The organism is Vibrio sp. V31_P5A7T61, assembly GCF_009904895.1.
In the GTDB taxonomy this organism is placed as follows: Bacteria; Pseudomonadota; Gammaproteobacteria; order Enterobacterales; family Vibrionaceae; genus Vibrio; species Vibrio metschnikovii.
The window spans coordinates 257834-274827 of the sequence record NZ_WXWI01000029.1 but is presented as its reverse complement, the minus strand read 5'-3'; the positions used below and the strand labels follow the sequence as shown (position 1 = coordinate 274827).

General features: G+C 44.5%; 11 protein-coding genes. 5 read left to right on the top strand and 6 right to left on the bottom strand.

Annotated features, from left to right (window positions below; all coding sequences use genetic code 11):
• Positions 1-394 precede the first annotated feature (394 nt).
• The 3 genes from glgX to CAG58_RS07365 all read left to right on the top strand — a co-directional run bounded on the left by glgX (position 395) and on the right by CAG58_RS07365 (position 5243).
• Positions 395-2368, top strand: coding sequence for a glycogen debranching protein GlgX (glgX, locus tag CAG58_RS07375; RefSeq protein WP_004396810.1), 1974 nt, complete (start codon positions 395-397; stop codon positions 2366-2368).
• A 167-nt stretch (positions 2369-2535) separates the two neighbouring features.
• Positions 2536-4380, top strand: a complete 1845-nt coding sequence (locus tag CAG58_RS07370) for an ABC transporter ATP-binding protein (RefSeq protein ID WP_161425822.1) — start codon at positions 2536-2538, stop codon at positions 4378-4380.
• Positions 4381-4538: 158 nt separating this feature from the next.
• Positions 4539-5243: a DUF445 domain-containing protein gene (locus CAG58_RS07365; RefSeq protein ID WP_161425821.1), complete on the top strand. Its 705-nt coding sequence runs from the start codon at positions 4539-4541 to the stop codon at positions 5241-5243.
• Positions 5244-5283: 40 nt separating this feature from the next.
• Here CAG58_RS07365 and CAG58_RS07360 read toward each other — a convergent pair whose 3' ends face one another.
• The 3 genes from CAG58_RS07360 to CAG58_RS07350 all read right to left on the bottom strand — a co-directional run bounded on the left by CAG58_RS07360 (position 5284) and on the right by CAG58_RS07350 (position 7780).
• Positions 5284-6036, bottom strand: coding sequence for a phosphatase PAP2 family protein (locus tag CAG58_RS07360; RefSeq protein ID WP_161425820.1), 753 nt, complete (start codon positions 6034-6036; stop codon positions 5284-5286).
• 172 nt (positions 6037-6208) lie between these two features.
• The gene (locus CAG58_RS07355; RefSeq protein WP_161425819.1) at positions 6209-7039 is read right to left on the bottom strand and encodes an arginase family protein; all 831 of its coding nucleotides are present in this window, start codon (positions 7037-7039) and stop codon (positions 6209-6211) included.
• A 6-nt stretch (positions 7040-7045) separates the two neighbouring features.
• Positions 7046-7780, bottom strand: coding sequence for an IclR family transcriptional regulator (locus tag CAG58_RS07350; protein WP_004396815.1), 735 nt, complete (start codon positions 7778-7780; stop codon positions 7046-7048).
• Between the two features lie 252 nt (positions 7781-8032).
• Here CAG58_RS07350 and CAG58_RS07345 point away from each other — a divergent pair, with 252 nt between their 5' ends.
• Positions 8033-9397 (top strand): Na+/H+ antiporter NhaC family protein, encoded by a 1365-nt coding sequence (locus tag CAG58_RS07345; RefSeq protein ID WP_158145263.1) that lies wholly within the window; start codon positions 8033-8035, stop codon positions 9395-9397.
• A gap of 109 nt (positions 9398-9506) precedes the next feature.
• Here CAG58_RS07345 and CAG58_RS07340 read toward each other — a convergent pair whose 3' ends face one another.
• Positions 9507-11393, bottom strand: coding sequence for a methyl-accepting chemotaxis protein (locus tag CAG58_RS07340; RefSeq protein ID WP_161425818.1), 1887 nt, complete (start codon positions 11391-11393; stop codon positions 9507-9509).
• Positions 11394-11699: 306 nt separating this feature from the next.
• Entirely contained in the window at positions 11700-14246 is a 2547-nt protein-coding gene (locus CAG58_RS07335) for a glycosyl hydrolase family 18 protein (RefSeq protein ID WP_161425817.1), read from the bottom strand.
• A gap of 368 nt (positions 14247-14614) precedes the next feature.
• Here CAG58_RS07335 and CAG58_RS07330 point away from each other — a divergent pair, with 368 nt between their 5' ends.
• Positions 14615-15238 carry a DUF2057 family protein gene (locus CAG58_RS07330; RefSeq protein ID WP_158145260.1) on the top strand — a complete coding sequence of 208 codons (624 nt, stop codon included), beginning with the start codon at positions 14615-14617 and terminating at the stop codon, positions 15236-15238.
• Positions 15239-15333: 95 nt separating this feature from the next.
• On the opposite strand, the gene CAG58_RS07325 is transcribed toward CAG58_RS07330, so the two are convergent.
• Positions 15334-16722, bottom strand: coding sequence for an SLC13 family permease (locus CAG58_RS07325; RefSeq protein ID WP_158145259.1), 1389 nt, complete (start codon positions 16720-16722; stop codon positions 15334-15336).
• Between the last annotated feature and the right edge of the window lie 272 nt (positions 16723-16994).

Here is a 16994-nt window from a genome sequence, read left to right as displayed (position 1 = left end):
TGACGCGACTCATAAAGGCAGAAATGAATAACGAAAAGTAGAGGTGAGACGGGATGAATCCCCCGTTGTTTCAGCTGCTGAGCAGGTTACTAAAAGTACACAAGGGTGACGTCCTCCACCCTAACTATATTTAGGGGGGATGAGAAAGGAGGAGAGATTTTACCGAATGGTGTTTTTAATAGGTTGATCACGGAATTAGGGGGGAGATAGGTACCAACCAACACCATTAATTCATACAAAATGTATGAGCGATCACTATTTCACAATAAGTTAACCGCAAGAGTGAAATAAAATTACATAATAATATTTGTGACTAGGCGCTTGACCTTATGCTGACAAAGCCTTTTACTTAATAAGTCAGTGACTGAAAATAGAATAACAACGGTAACTTACCATGAAAGCCATGCTCTCTCAGCCGTACCCACTCGGTGCGACACTCGATAACGATGGATGCAATTTTGCTGTCTTCGCCCCCGCTAACAAAGATATTGTGTTAGCACTTTTTCATGTCGATGGCAGCTACCAAACCCATCCTTTGGATCACGAATATGCCGGTATCCAGCACACCTACGTGGAAGGCGTTAAGGCGGGACAACGTTACGGTTTTATTACTCAAGTCGAAGGCGAGCTATTTTATCTGTCTGACCCTTACGCTCAGGCCTTAGATGGCCCACTGACCTATCAGCCGCCGTTAACACCAAATGGTAGTTTTGATTTGCCCAAATGTGTCGTAGTCGATGATCAATTTGACTGGCAAGGCGTGCAACGCCCTAAACGGCCACGTGATGAGATGGTTATTTTTGAAACCCATGTCAAGGGGCTGACTAAACTCAATCCTAATGTCCCTAAATCACAACGCGGTACTTATTTGGGTTTAATTAGTGAACCAATGCTGAGCTTTTATCAGCAACAAAATATCAATACATTGCAACTGCTACCCATCGCCGCCTGTATGCATGAGCCTCACCTACTCGAAATGGGTAAAGTCAATTACTGGGGCTATAACCCATATTTATTTATGGTGCCGGACCCACGTTACGCCAAAAGTGATGCGGTACAGGAATTGAAAACCGTGATCCGCGAACTGCATAAACAAGGCATCGAAGTGATTTTGGATGTCGTTTATAACCATACGGCTGAGGGCGGTGAAGGGGGTGCCGTTTTTAATCTGAAAGGGCTAGATCCTAATTACTACCTCAAGCACGGCTCAATGTACGCTAATTTTACCGGATGCGGCAATACACTTAACCTCACTTATCAGCCCACCTTAAATCTTGTCATGGATACTTTGCGCTATTGGGTCAATGAGTATCAGATTGATGGTTTTCGTTTCGATTTAGCCGCCACTTTGGGGCGTGATGGCGATAATTTTAGTCGTGAAGCCGCGTTCTTTAAAGCCGTAGCTCAAGACCCTGTATTACAACAAGTGAAGTTGATTGCCGAGCCATGGGATATTGGTCCAAATGGTTATCAAGTCGGTAATTTTCCTTTTGGCTGGAATGAAACTAACGATAAATTACGAGATATTGCGCGAAGTTTTTGGCGTGGCGATCAAGGCTTTTTAAAAGAGTTTGCCACACGAATCATGGGTTCACGCGATTTATACAGCGCATCACAGTGGCCCTATAAATTAACCGTCAACTACATCACCTATCATGACGGCTTTACTTTGCAAGATTTGGTTTCTTACAAACATAAACACAATGAAGCCAATGGCGAACAAAATCGTGATGGTCATGGTGATAATCGCTCGGATAACTATGGTTTCGAAGGTGATACCGACAATATGGTCATTCGTACCATTCGTGAGCGACAAAAACGTAATTTTATGGCCAGTTTATTGTTTGCGTTTGGGATCCCCCATATTCTTACTGCGGATGTCGTCTCACATACTCAGCAAGGTAATAACAATGCTTATTGCCAAGATAACGACATCAGTTGGTTAAACTGGCAATTGACGGAACGTAAAGAATATTTCAGACAATGGCTCGGTGAAATGGTTGCTGCTCGTCAGCGTTATATGGTGCCGTTTATTCGCGCCTTCAGTGGTGAAACTCGCAATTCAAACCGCGTTTTTTGGCGACGTAATGACGGTACATTAATGGAGCAGGATGACTGGAATCAACGTAACTCGGTAATACTGCATATTGGCATTGGTGATCATGGCCAAGAGCTCGCTTATTTGATTAATCAAACCAACGCTAATACACGCTTCACACTGCCAGGAGAAACGGATCAAGAATGGTGTGTGATCTGTGATACGAATATGCGCACCGTACATCAAGACTCGGTAAAAGATGAGGTTGTCCTCCTTCCCATGTCGATGGCGATTTTGCACAGCCATCCGCGGAAAAAATCGCACAAATAGCCTCTAGCAAGTAGGTGTTCATCGGCTCGACCACCTACTTGCTGTCGATAATAGCGATTTTGATCTCCCACACCACTTCTGTTATAACAGCGCTTCCTCATTGATGTCCCCTATTTATTAGAAACGCTATTTCTCCCAAACTATAGAGCGTAGATTAAGGTTTTTGCATGTATAAACGATTTGAAAGTTTGACCGATGCTTTCCCCAAACAAGAGCCACAGCGCCCACCCAATACCTTGTGGGCTTTTTGCTTACACTACACCAAAGGTTTTGAAAAACCGTTAATCACTATGGCGCTATTAAGTACTTTAATCGCCGTCATTGAAGTATCTTTATTTGGTTTTATGGGACACTTGGTCGACTGGCTATCCACCAGCCAGCCAGAGACATTTCTCAGTGAGAATCGAAATACACTGATTGGTCTAGGGCTGCTCCTTTTAGTGGGAATGCCAATCCTTGTTTCAGTCTATTCATTATTAATTCATCAGACCATGCTGGGTAACTATCCGATGTCGATACGCTGGCTCGCACATCGTTACTTACTCAAACAAAGCCTCTCTTTCTATCAAGATGAATTTTCCGGTCGCATTGCCACGAAAGTGATGCAAAGCGCTTTAGCGGTACGTGAAACGGTTATGAAGACATTGGATGTCTTTGTCTACGTGATTGTTTATTTCTCAGCCATGCTGTTTATTTTAGCTCAAGCCGATTGGCGACTCATGCTGCCGATGTTGCTCTGGCTTACCGCTTATATCGCGATTCAAGTACACTACGTGCCGAAATTAAAAAAAATCTCTACCGAGCAAGCCGATGCTCGGTCGCTAATGACCGGGCGAATTGTTGACAGTTATACCAATATCATGACCGTCAAACTATTTTCTCATAGCCGACGTGAAACCGATTATGCAGAGCAAGGTATGGAAGGGTTTCTCGATACGGTGCACCGCCAAATGCGCTTAGTGACCGGTTTTAATATTTGCGTCGAAATCGCCAATTATGTCTTGGTATTTACGATTGCTGCTATGTCGATCTATTTATGGATGGGCAGTGCGATCACTGTTGGAGCGATTGCGATTGCCATCAGTTTAGCGCTGCGTATCAACGGCATGTCAAAATGGATCATGTGGGAAGTTGGCGCTCTATTTGAAAACATGGGCACGGTGGTCGATGGCATGAAAATGCTTTCTAAACCGATTGCGATTGAAGACAGCCCTAATGCCCAAACCTTGCAAGTACGTGAAGGGAAAATCGAGTTCGAAAACGTCAGTTTTCATTATGGTGAAAATAAAGGGGTGATCAATCACCTCAACCTGACTATCAAACCTGGAGAAAAAGTTGGCCTCGTCGGTCGCTCCGGAGCTGGGAAATCAACGTTGGTTAATCTCCTGCTAGGCTTTCACGACGTAGAAGGTGGCGCTATCAAAATCGACGGTCAAAATATTGCAGAAGTGACTCAAGACTCATTGCGCGCTGCCATTGGTATGGTGACGCAAGATACTTCTTTGCTCCATCGTTCGATTCGTGAAAATATCTTATACAGCAACCCCAATGCTTCGGAAGAAGCGATGTTAAGAGCCACACGTCAGGCGCATTCTCATGAGTTTATTGAAACTTTAACCGACCCATTTGGTAACGTCGGTTATGATGCACAGGTTGGCGAACGTGGCGTTAAGCTCTCAGGTGGACAGCGTCAGCGGATTGCCATATCGCGAGTGCGACTTAAAGATGCGCCACTGCTGGTGTTGGATGAGGCCACCTCAGCGCTCGATTCAGAAGTCGAAGCCGCCATTCAAGAAAGCCTCAATGAGCTGATGCAAAATAAAACCGTGATTGCGATTGCCCATCGGCTATCGACTATTGCCGCTATGGATCGCTTGATTGTACTCGATAAAGGACACATTGTTGAACAAGGCACTCATCAAGAGTTGATTCAACAAAATGGCATCTATGCACAACTCTGGGCACATCAGACTGGCGGTTTTATTGGTGGTGAAGAAGACGATTTGGCGTAATCGATAGGTATAAAGTGAGTACTTCCTATCATCATCGTTATGAATGTTGGCTGCCTCCCATGCAACCAACGTTCATACGACGTCGACTCAACAATATTAGCTAATTTTTTCTATCTCTTTCGTCCCTTTGGGACATTTCATTTTGGTGTAACTTTATCATGAACAACAAAAGCATTATGACCAACCTCATTGCCTTACTGGTATTAATCGGTGGTTATTACTTCTCTTATCCTATGATGTTTAGTGCAGGATTATTCGCTTTTTCTGGTGCGGTGACCAACTGGCTAGCCATTCATATGTTATTTGAAAAAGTGCCTTTTCTTTATGGTTCAGGGGTTATCCCTGCGCGATTCGATGATTTTAAACACGCGATTAAGACCCTGATGATGGAGCAGTTTTTTACTGATGCGAATATTGAGCGTTTTCTCAATCAAGAAATGAGCAGTTCGCAATCCATCAATCTTGAACCGGTAATTGCTCAGGTTGACTTTAATCCAGCGTTTGATTCCTTGGTTGAGGTGATTCAGCAATCTTCCTTTGGTGGAATGCTGGCTATGTTTGGCGGTGCCGACGCACTGCAACCGCTTAGAGCTCCTTTTGTTGAAAAGATGCAAGCGTCCATGTTCGACATCAGTCAGAGCGATTCCGTGAAAAACGCCTTAAAAGCCCAGCTTGAGTCTCCGGCGATGCTGGATGAAATCAAAGCCAATATCGAGCAGATCATCAATCAACGTTTGCACGAGTTAACACCACAAATGGTTAAAGAAATTGTCCAGAAAATGATTAAACAACATTTAGGCTGGCTCGTTGTATGGGGCGGAGTCTTTGGCGGTTTAATTGGTGTCGTGGCCGGTGCACTATAGGCCATTAATACTCGAAAAAAATGGGCGTAATGCCCATTTTTTATTGTTTTTGATAACGTAAAAAAGACGGTAAATAGCGCCAAGCCCAAGGATACCGTTTCGGAACGAAGAGATACAAGGCACCAATTAACAAAACCGCTGCAAATAAATCCTCAGGCCGATGCATACCAACCCATAAGCGAGAAAAAGCGATAGAGCCACTCCAAGCTAATAATAGCAAAGCGCTTAATCGATGTTTTTGCTCTAACCAAATACCACCAAAAAACAGCAAACAGAGTGCAGCAAACACGGTATGGCCTGAAGGGAAAGAGTAATCTCGCTCTTGTTCCCACACTGCTAAACGTGCCGAAGAGACTTTACCGTTCATTTGCTCCATGGCTAACGCTTGTTGCTGGGCATCTAAGCGATAAAAGTGTTGCGGAGAAGGCAGAGTGAGTGATTGAGTCATCACTTCAGTGTAAGGACGAGGGCTTTGAGTCACGTGTTTGATGCCTGTTTTTAGGATCATCGCCAGAACTAACAGTACCCAGAGTTGCATCGCTTTATCTAACCATTGGCGTCGACACTCAGGCACGCGATACCAAGTCCAACCAATCAGTACCACTAAAGTCAGCAAAAACCCTTCTTTACCGGCAGAGTGAGTAAGTAAGACCAGCCATTGGGTCAGACGATCATCGTCTAAAGCGAATAAGTTGACTTGTGTCCCGACAAGACTGATGGGGATTAATAGCAGCATGAGCGCTATAAATAGCATCAATCCAAATTTAGATTGAGTAATTGGTTGCTTCAACACGTTTACACCTCCACTTTGAAGCTAGGGAGTGTAAACGAGTTTTTATCCACTTCTATCAAACTCTATTCATTTCTTTGTCAATTTTTTAAAAACGCGATCTTGGACGGTTACACAATAATCAACGCCTAATCACGGTACTTGTTCTTAGACAAAACGTCATCACTTTAAACGCTCAACCAGCCATATCAACAGACAAACGATTCAACTCATCAATAATCGCTTTCGTCTCCTTAGAGTAGATCAACTTATCTTTGGCTCCGATTAACTGAATCATTTTTACTTTACCAGAGAGAACAAGCTGACGAAGCATACGCAGCACCATTTGGCAATCAATAACATGATGCTCATCTAATCGATTCAATGGGATTAATGAAGCAAGATCAATAGAAATCAGCAATTGGTCACAGTGCTCAATATAATGATTCAATTGGCTTTTGACTTGGTTTCGTTGCCGAAAATGACATTCTTGATCAGTTAACCAATCGCAACCTAAATCTTCTGCATAATCTAAAGTTTGGCTATTTACTCGCTGGGCATCAATCCCTAAATAGAGTAACCGCGTCTGAGCATAACGAGATAATGCAAAATGATAAGCAGACCCAACTTGACGATCTAAAGTCTGTTTTAATTCAAATTCATGGCCAATATGAATAATCCCGAGTTCGTCATTATCGAGCGCTAACAACGGTAAGGCATTGAGCAACAATTCATGGCAATTGCCCAATATCACCGGAATAGAATGCAAGGTAAAATGATGACTTAGCAAGTCACGAAAACGAGTATCGGCAGGATCATGTAAGACTAAATGACCAGCATCAGCATAGTGGGCATGGATACCTTGTTGATAAAGCCAATCGGCGGCAAATTCTAAACTTTGCTGAGCCAATTCAAATTCTACTTGAGACATTGGCTTTATCTGTTCGCACACAGTACAAAACGTAAAAGCAGACATCGACTGAGGCTCAGGACGACTGAGACGGTAGCGTTTGAATAGACTGAGCATGATGAATTACCTCTCTGGTGGCAACGCTCGCGCGGCCTGTAATACATGTAAAATGATCCGTTGCCGATGGGTCTCGACACGATGAGCCGGTGCCATAACGGAAATCGCCCCGATCAATTTACTCCCTTTCATTACCGGAGCGCTGATCCCAGAAACCCCAGGATCAATTTCAGAGGTGCTCACGGCATAACCATGGCGACGAATTTTCTCTAATTCGATTTGCCATTTTTCCATTTGATGATCTTCACCAAAATAGCGCAGTATTTTTTCACAGCGCTGAGAAGGCATAAACGCCAACATCACTTTAGATGAGGCACCTCGAAGCAGGGGTTGACTTTGACCCTGGACGAAGCTGCATCGAAGTGCCTGCATGCTCTCTTTTTGGCTGACACACAAAGCTCGATATCCCACCGGAACCATGTAGGCCGCCATTTCACCAGTCTGTTTCTGTAAACGACTTAGCACCGCTTCCACTGCATCTAAATTATGTTGACTGGTCTCATAACTGTGCATAAGTAGCAGGGCAGCAGGGCCAATAATTAACGTTTTATCGTGTGGGCTTTCTTCTATTAAGTTCCACTCTTTAAGCAGTTTCAGATGCCGATATAAGCTACTCAATGGCACTTGCAGTTGATCACTTAACGTTTTAGCCGAAACCGGTTCATGATTAACGGCAACTTGCATCAATAACTGCAGCGATTTCTCATTAACCTGACTGGTTGTTGTTTTTGCTTCATTCATGTTGTTCTTTTTAGCCTTTATTGCTTTATCGCTCAAACTTACATTCTTATATATCGAGAATTCTAAACGATTGAAAGCATTGCTTTCTCAAAATATGGGAAAATTAGATGAAAAAATCGCATTATCTTATCCATTCAATAGTGCAATGAAAGACATATAAGAATCTAGATGTTTAGATGGCTAAATTTGACAAACCCTACTGGAACGATTAGGCTGCGTCTCCTTGTTGTTGATCATTAAAGTTGTTGTTCCATGTCTTCAAACTCATCTACTCCCATTACACCATCGGCGATCGCCTTACTCCCTCTACTCGTGTTTCTTGCACTCTTTATTGGTGTCGGCGCTTATCTCACGTTTCAAGGGGTTGAGTTTGCGTTTTATCAACTCCCCGCCCCTATCGCGATTTTACCTGCGGTGATCATCGCGCTATTGCTGAGTAAAGAATCTCTGAATCGCGCTATCGAGCAGTTTTTGCGTGGCGTTGGGCACCAAGATATTATTGCGATGTGTATGATTTACTTATTGGCAGGGGCCTTTGCCGCGGTAGCAAAAGCATCTGGTGGGGTTGATGCAACGGTAAATTTGGGGCTGTCAGCCATCCCAAGTGAAATGATTTTACCGGGGATTTTTCTTATTTCGGCCTTTATCGCCACGGCGATGGGCACATCAATGGGTACCATTGCCGCCGTTGCGCCAGTGGCATTAGGCATTGCTCAGTCATCCGGTATGAGCCTCCCATTAACCGCTGGAGTCGTATTGAGCGGTGCGATGTTTGGCGACAACTTATCCATCATCTCAGATACCACCATCGCCGCCACGCGTTCACAAGGCTGTGAAATGCGCGATAAATTTCGTGAAAATATTCGCATTGCTCTCCCTGCCGCTTTTTTCTCATTAATCTTATTCGCGTTTAGCAGTACCGCAACACAAACCCCTGATACTTCTGCTATTGAGTGGTTGAAAGTATTGCCTTATATGACCATATTGGTGCTGGCTATCTCGGGGATCAATGTCTTTGTTGTCTTAACCGTAGGTATTGTATTGGCTGGTAGTGTCGGGCTTTGGCACAGTGATCACTATAGCTTAGCCAATTTTGGACAAGATATTTACCGTGGATTTGGCAATATGCAGGAGATTTTCTTATTGTCGATGTTGATTGGTGGCTTAAGTGAACTGATGCGTCGCCAAGGAGGACTCGCTTTTTTAACTCAACTGGTGAGCCGTTGGATCCAGCGCTTAGCCAAAAAACAAACCCCAGCAGCGCAAAGTCGCGCTAGTGAGTTAGGTATTGCTGGTTTAGTCGCAATGGTCAATACCTGTACGGCTAACAATACGGTTGCTATCATCGTCTCTGGTGGTATTGCTCGTCAGCTAGCCGAAGAGCATGCGGTGACACCACGTCGTTCGGCAAGTTTGTTGGATATTTTTTCTTGTGTGATGCAAGGTATCCTGCCATATGGGGCACAAGTACTCTTACTTGGATCGATTTTCCAACTCTCTCCCTTGGAGATTGTAGCTCACTCTTATTACTGCTTTTCATTAGCTTTTGCGGCGATTGTGGCGATTTTCTTTACCCGTCCATCCCGTCGTTACTCACAAACGGTAACTCATCAATAAATAAAAGCACACGAACGATAAAACGGCCCCTGAGTCTATACTGAGGGGCCGTTTTAATGACCGATTAGGTCAAATGTATGCCTTGCAAAGCGAAGGCGGTAAGCGTCAACTAACCCACTTTAAACGTCGCCACTTTCGCGCTCAGCTCGGCGGCTTGCTGCTTCAATTGATTCGATTGGCTCAAACTATCTTCAGCCCCTTCCACTAACTGCTCAGTCACGTCTTTAATCGCCGTCACATTTTGGGTAATTTCACCCGTAACGTGCGTTTGCTCCTCCGCCGCTGTCGCAATCTGGGTCGCCATGTCACTGATCAGAGCAACCGCAGCATTGATTTCTTCTAATGCATGTGTCGCTTTATCGGCATCATCAACAGAGTTATTCGCCAAACTTGAGCTACTTTCCATCAATGCAACGGCTCGTTTAGTCGTTTCTTGGAGCGTATCAATGGTCGATTTTATCTCTTCGGTTGAGGTATGAGTGCGCTGTGATAATACTCGAACTTCATCAGCAACCACCGCAAAACCTCGCCCTTGATCGCCTGCTCGCGCCGCTTCAATCGCGGCATTTAACGCCAATAGGTTCGTTTGTTCAGCAATACCTTGAATGGTCGCTAACACGGTGGAGATTTCTTGTGCGTGTTGATTAAGGGCTGAAATAACCGAGCTGGCTTGCGTCACCTCTTTAGCAAGATGATGAATCGACGACTTGGTATTAAGCACTAAAGTACGGCCATTATTGGTGCTGGTGGCTGAATTCTGTGCTGCTTGAGCGGTTTGCTCAGCGTGAGAGGCAATTTCTTGTGTCGCCGATGCCATTTCGGTCACCGCTGTTGCGACCATGGTGACTTCTTGCTGCTGAAGGCTTAATTCAGAAGCCGATTGATTGGCTCGCTGCGCACCATGCTCAGACTGCGCGGTTAATTGCTCAGATTGCTGACGAATATGACCAATCAGTTGTTGTAAGCTTGCTACAAAAGTATTGAAGCTCTCTGCTAGTTTTCCCACTTCATCATTGTTTTCAACCTGAATACGTTGGGTTAAATCACCGCTCCCATTGGCGATTTGCTCTAAAGCATGAGAAACGTTATTTAAAGGACGGAATAAAATATTACACAGCACATTGAATAAGACCGTACAGACCACAACGACTAAAAAGGTAACCAACAACTGTCCCCAGAGCGCATCAAAGAGAGGAGCAATCAACGATGAATAATTGATAACAATCACCGTACTTAACGCTGTGCCTTCAATCGCACGTGCAAATAGCACATTCTCTTGACCATTGATCATCACTTTACTGTATTGACCAGACCGCTGTGCCGTTTGAATATCGCGAAAATTCAGTCCCAACTCACTGACATTCTTATTTAATAACTGAGTATTCGCATGAGTAAAAATATTGCCTTGTTGATTAGCAATAAACATATAACCAGAGCCGGGCAAAATGGTTTGCTTCATGCTATTGAGAATATCGGTGATCTCCACATCGGCGCCAAGCACTAATGTTTGACCATGTAAATTGATCGCTTTACCAAGAGAAACCACATTGGCTCCAGTCGCCGCAGCGACGGTAGGATTATCCATGAACACGGCATTGGGGTTAGCTTTGGCGTTAATGTACCATCCCCATTGGCGAGGATCGTTATTGCCTGGTGGTAATACCACACCATTGGCATTCTGTTGTGAGCCATCAGGATAAGCCAAAAAGACATTATCAAAATCGGCAGAGTGCTTAACCTGTTTAAGGTGGGTAACAATCGCCTCTGGTTTCACCTCTTGTGATAGAGAGGTCAGAGCTCGCTCTTTCGAGACCAGCCAATCAGAAACGTATTGATTATAAGAAGAGGTCGCACTTTGCAAACGTTGCTCGATTTCGATATCCAATCGCCCGAGTGCGGCATTAAACGATACGGCTTCAACCAATACGCCACCGACGATGATGGCAATACTGGCTGAGATAGCCAACTTATTCTTTAGTGAAAGGTTTTTAAACATACGCTATCCCCGTTATGACCTTGTTGTGCTTCGTGTGAGAAGCGCTTATTTATTTGTTTTCGGCATCCTGCATTATAATTTTTAGGCTAGAAATAAATGAGAGACTCTCTACGAAATGGTTTATTCGCATCAAAAAATTATAGTTCATGATTGAGAAAGGTTAGCGATTTGGGTCGATTGTGTGAGTGAGGTAAAGAAACTGAGCATCATCTGTCAGGAGATAACGCAAAAAAGAAACAGGCCCTACCCTAAGGCAAAGCCTGTCAATCTACCGCTCAATGTCACTCATTGAGAGGTAATGAGACATTATTGGGTAGCGCAGTCCGCAACACCTATCTCTTTCCATACCCCCCAAGCACCGGATTGAGCAGGATTATCCCCTTGTGTCCACCATTTGGCTTCCCACACTTTACCAGCCCATGTTACTTGGTTGCCACCGACATAAACGGCAGAGGCATTCCATAGATTGTCACACTGATCATTATTGCTGGTCGCTAAAACGATGACTGAAACGGATGCTGAGCTACTCAACTCACCATCATTGACCGTTACCGTAAAGTTAAGCGTGGTATCAACGGAATAAGAACCCGCGGTGAAGCTCAGTTGGCTGCCATTGATCTGAACTTCAAGCCCAGTTGGTACCTGCCAATCAAAGCTCAGCGTCTCTTGCTGCGCATCATAAGATGCCGAAGCATCAACCAACACTTGCTCACCAGCTCTCACTTCAGAAGGCGCAGAGACAATCGCAACGGGAGGCGTATTTTCCACACCACCGTCTTCGGCTTTAACGGTAATTTGAACCGTCGCGGAACCACTCGCTCCCTCATTGTCTGTTACGGTTAACTTAAAACGTAAGGTTTCGGTTTGAGTGACTTCACCAATCGAAAAACTCGCCTGAGCTTGATTCGCATCACTGAGTTGCACGGTTGGCCCAGCAATTTGTTCCCAGTAATAGCTGGCAATCGTGCCATCGGTATCTCTGGAAGCGCTGCCATCTAAGGTTACGGTCGCTGGAGCGACAACGGTTTGCGCCATACCTGCATCAGCAATTGGTGCACGATTAACTGGCGGGTTCGATCCTTGAGCAAGCCCTTCATGCTTGGCATTAAGAATATCGCCGTTATCCGCATCAATTTCCCATGAGAATAAACCGGCTAAACCTAGCTGACGAACATAAGCCCCTTTGGCTTTAATCGAGCGCGGATCGTCAAACGTGACCAATTCTCCTGTGGTGCGATTCCATACCCAAGGTGCTTCGGCTTGGGCATCATAACCGTATTCAAAGCCATTAATCCCTTGGTTATTATCACCAATCATGTACGCTTTAAGGCCTTTATAATCAATGACCCCATCTTCCCAGACTCCCTGAGCTGTTGAGCCCGTTAATTTGCCGGTCGCAACACCCGTCATCGGATCGGTAGGATCGGTCAACGAAGCCGGCATCACACCTTGCCAACCTCGACCATACATCGCAGCCCCAAGGACCAGCTTATTGGCTGGTACACCTTGGGCTAGCAATAATTGAATTGCGTTATCCGCGGTGTAAGCAGGGCCTTTATACGGTTCACCGTTTTCATCGATTCCCGTTCCATCACACTGACCTGGGCGCATAAAGTTACCGCAATACAGTGCCGTTTGATGGCCAGGAACGTTATTCCAACCACCATAAAAATCGTAGGTCATCGCAAAGATATAATCCATATATTGAATCGCTTGACCATAATCGACTTTTTCTATTTTATCGAAACCGACACCTATCGCAGAAGTGAGCTCGTAAGAACGACCGGTCTCAGCTTCAAGTTCATCCAACATCACCCGTAGCTCTTGCATTAAGGCGATATAAGCTGGTCCATCATTGATCGGATCGCCTAAATCTGGGGCAGCGCCATTGCCACCGGGGAATTCCCAATCGATATCGATACCGTCATAAAACTTCCATGTCTGTAAAAAACGTTTCATCGATGCCACGAACGTATCGCGTTTTGCTTTATCCGTGAAATCATAGAAAGGATCGGATAGCGTCCATCCGCCAACCGATGGCAAAATTTTTAAGTCGGGATAACGCTGCTTGAGTGCCATTAACATCGCATAGTTACCTTTGATCGGCGAACTGTACTGATGTCCTGCTTGAGGAAAACTTTTCTGGTATGCCGCCCAAGGGTCGTGGATCACCACTTCGTAATCAGGTACCCCCTGACAGGCGGTCATCAAGGCATTATAACTATTACCACCGACCGATTTGACCGACTCATTCGGACCACAAATAGGGATAAAACCATACAAGATATGCGTTAAGTTATGGGCAGGAATATTATCCACCGTATAATTACGACCATAAATGCCCCACTCAACGAAATAGGTACCAACGACGGTATCTGGGTCCAATGAATAGGATTTATTATTCGGATCAACGTTCATGGTCAGAGGTTCAAGGTGTGAACCATCGGTATCAGCCAGAATTAACTCTGCTGGCGCACTGGTCGTACACCCAGAATCATCACAGGCTGCAACTTGGAGTTGATAACGGCCACCTTTATCATAGGTGAAGTTGGCGGTGGTTTGACTCCCGCTGATCGGCCCAGAAGCCACTTCCACACCATCAAATAAAATTTTATAAGTATGCCCGCGTTCACCGCTCCATTGATTAAAGGTAATCGAGATCGGCGCTTGTTGACGATATTGCACCATTTGGTGATAGCCCGCGGTCGTTTCCATTGCTAACTGTATTTTAGAAAACTGCAGGTTATTTGATCCATATACATCAATACTTGGCGCGCTTGGCGCTGCAATTACCGTGCTACTTAGCGATAAGGCAAAAGCCATCCCCGCCGAACACAGAATAGTACGCTTCATATCTGTCTCTCTTATGGTTGATTAAACATCTGAGACAGTATTTGATACTCGCGAGCGTTTGGAAAATGTGCTGTTGAAGTTTACGAGGCACAACGAGCAATGAATGAGGCAGATTCAACGTGTTACATGCTAAAGGCAATCTTCAGCCAAAAAAACGGATTTTCTATCGTATAGAGTAGAAAAACGGCTATTTTGGACTATGCTCGCATCGTTTCATATTGAGGATCGGTGAGCGTATATTGAAGCGAATCGAAAGATGATGTTTTGATGAACGCTCATTGATTGCCGATGTGAAAACTTGCTTTTATCACGGACAAGCGGCACCCTGACAGTCTTCCCTTCTTCAAGTAATCAATAGGATAAAATAGATGAATGCCATCAAGCCATTATCGTGTCTTTTTGCGATTGTTTTTAGTGCCGCAACCCTAGCTAAAGTAACGATTGATATTCCTGATAGTATTAATATGTTGGTGGTTAATGGAGAGAAACCTGCGGTTTCTGGCGGTTTTTTTTCTGCAAAAAAAACATTAACCTTAGAAGATGGACAGCAACAGATCGTCTTCCGCTACCAGCCTTATTTCACACAAGGTAATGATCGTATTCAAGTAGAAAGTGAAGTGATTGTTGCGACTTTTTCTGCGCAAGAGACCAATCTAACCTTTGGTCTACCAACCTACCGTAACGCCGTTGACGCGGAAAACAATATCCGTCATCTGACTTGGTCACTGCAAGATTCTAACGGGCAGTCTGTTGCTCTCCAGCAAGATCGACTGATCAAACCCGGGATGCAAATAGGGCGTAACTATCAACAAGAATTGTTGGAATACAATCGAACAGGAGGCCCCGCAGCCATCGTCACCACCACTTCAGTCTCCAACAACATAAAAGCCCCACAGGCGATCGATAATACCGCCGAAGAGATGCTGTATTTCTGGTACAACAAGGCTGATGCTGCCACTCAAGAAAAGTTCAAACGCTTTATTAATCAGTAACCATCGCGATATTCGCCCATAATAAAACCCCAAGTATTCAGAGATAAACTTGGGGTTTTATTGTTTTCAACAGCAGAGATGATGAGCGGTGCTGATTAATTCCAGAATAACATCGCAATCGCTGATAAAATCACAATACAAGCGATGTTCAATGCCATCCCAACTCGCATCATTTCACTCTGTTTAATGTGCCCGGTCGCAAACACAATCGCATTCGGTGGCGTTGCCACAGGGAGCATGAAGGCACACGATGCCGCTATCGCAATCAACACCGACAGTATCACGGGTGAAACACCTAAAGCTTCAGCAACACCAGCAAACACCGGAATTAATAACGCGGCACTGGCCGTATTACTGGCAAACTCCGTTAAAAACACCACAAAAGCCGCAATCACGATAACAATCAGTAAAATATTTAACTCTGAAATCATCGAGCTCAGTTCATTGGCCAGAAACACGCTGGTTCCGGTCTGTCTAAGAATATTACTGAGACAGATACCACCACCAAACAGCAGTAATACACCCCAGTCGGCGGTTTTTTCAATATCTTTCCAGTGAACTACTCGTGCAAAACAGACCAGAACAATCGCGCCTAAGGCGACGATCGTATCAAAGCTTTTAAAACCACCGAGAAGTTCATTAACCGGTTTACTGAATATCCACAATGAGACGGTCAAGGCAAAAATGGCCAAAGTCACCACTTTCCCTTTATCCCAACTCACTGTCTCGTGATTGAGCTCGAACTGCCCTTTTAGATCGGGTTTAAGCATCCAATAAAGTAGCAACATCGCAATAGGTAACATGACGATAGTCGTCGGCAAACCAAACTGCATCCACTCAGAGAAGGATAACCCCACTTGAGCGGCGGCAATCGCATTCGGAGGACTACCAACAATCGTTGCAATACCACCGATACTGGCACTATAAGCAATACCTAACAGCACAAATACATAAGTATTATGGCCTTTGTCTTGGTCAACTTTACTTAAAATACCAAGCACTAAAGGTAGCATCATCGCCGCCGTGGCCGTATTACTGATCCACATTGACAGACCAGCCGTGACACCAAACAGCATGAACACCGCGACACTAAAGCGCCCACGTGCCAGTATTAACACTTTATCAGCAATGACTTTATCCAGCCCTTGACGATGCATCGCGGCCGCTAACGCAAATCCGCCTAAAAATAGAAAGATGATCGAGTTAGCAAAACTATTCAGTGCAGCCTGAGTTTCAAATACTCCAAATATCACCGCTAATATCGGCACTAAAATCGCAGTTACCGTGACATGCAATGCTTCGGTTAACCATAGCACAGCGATAAACGCTAAAATGCTCAATCCAAGGACGACATTAGGGGCAAAAGGTAAGGTATTCAGTAGGATAAAAAACAGGGCAATATCCGCTAACACAATCAAGCTGTTGCGGTTGAATAACCATTCTCGGGTATTGTTGGGCAATGGGACATTCTCGTTTCGATTCATTATTATTTTTCCTTATCGGGCCAAACGGCAGCCAATATGATCCCATAGATTCAAACGAGAGGATAATTATTATTGCGAAATTGTTAACCTTATCAAAACTATGGGCAACAATTTAACAGCTTGAAATGAATGCGCTTCTCAGCACGAAAATCATTAACAAAGTTTGCACAACAAAGCGTGACTTAAACAAAGGTTCCCCCTTAGCAAAAGAGAGATTTTATGGATTGGCTATTCTCGCTCTTGCTTATCTATGAAAGAATGAAAACTCTCTC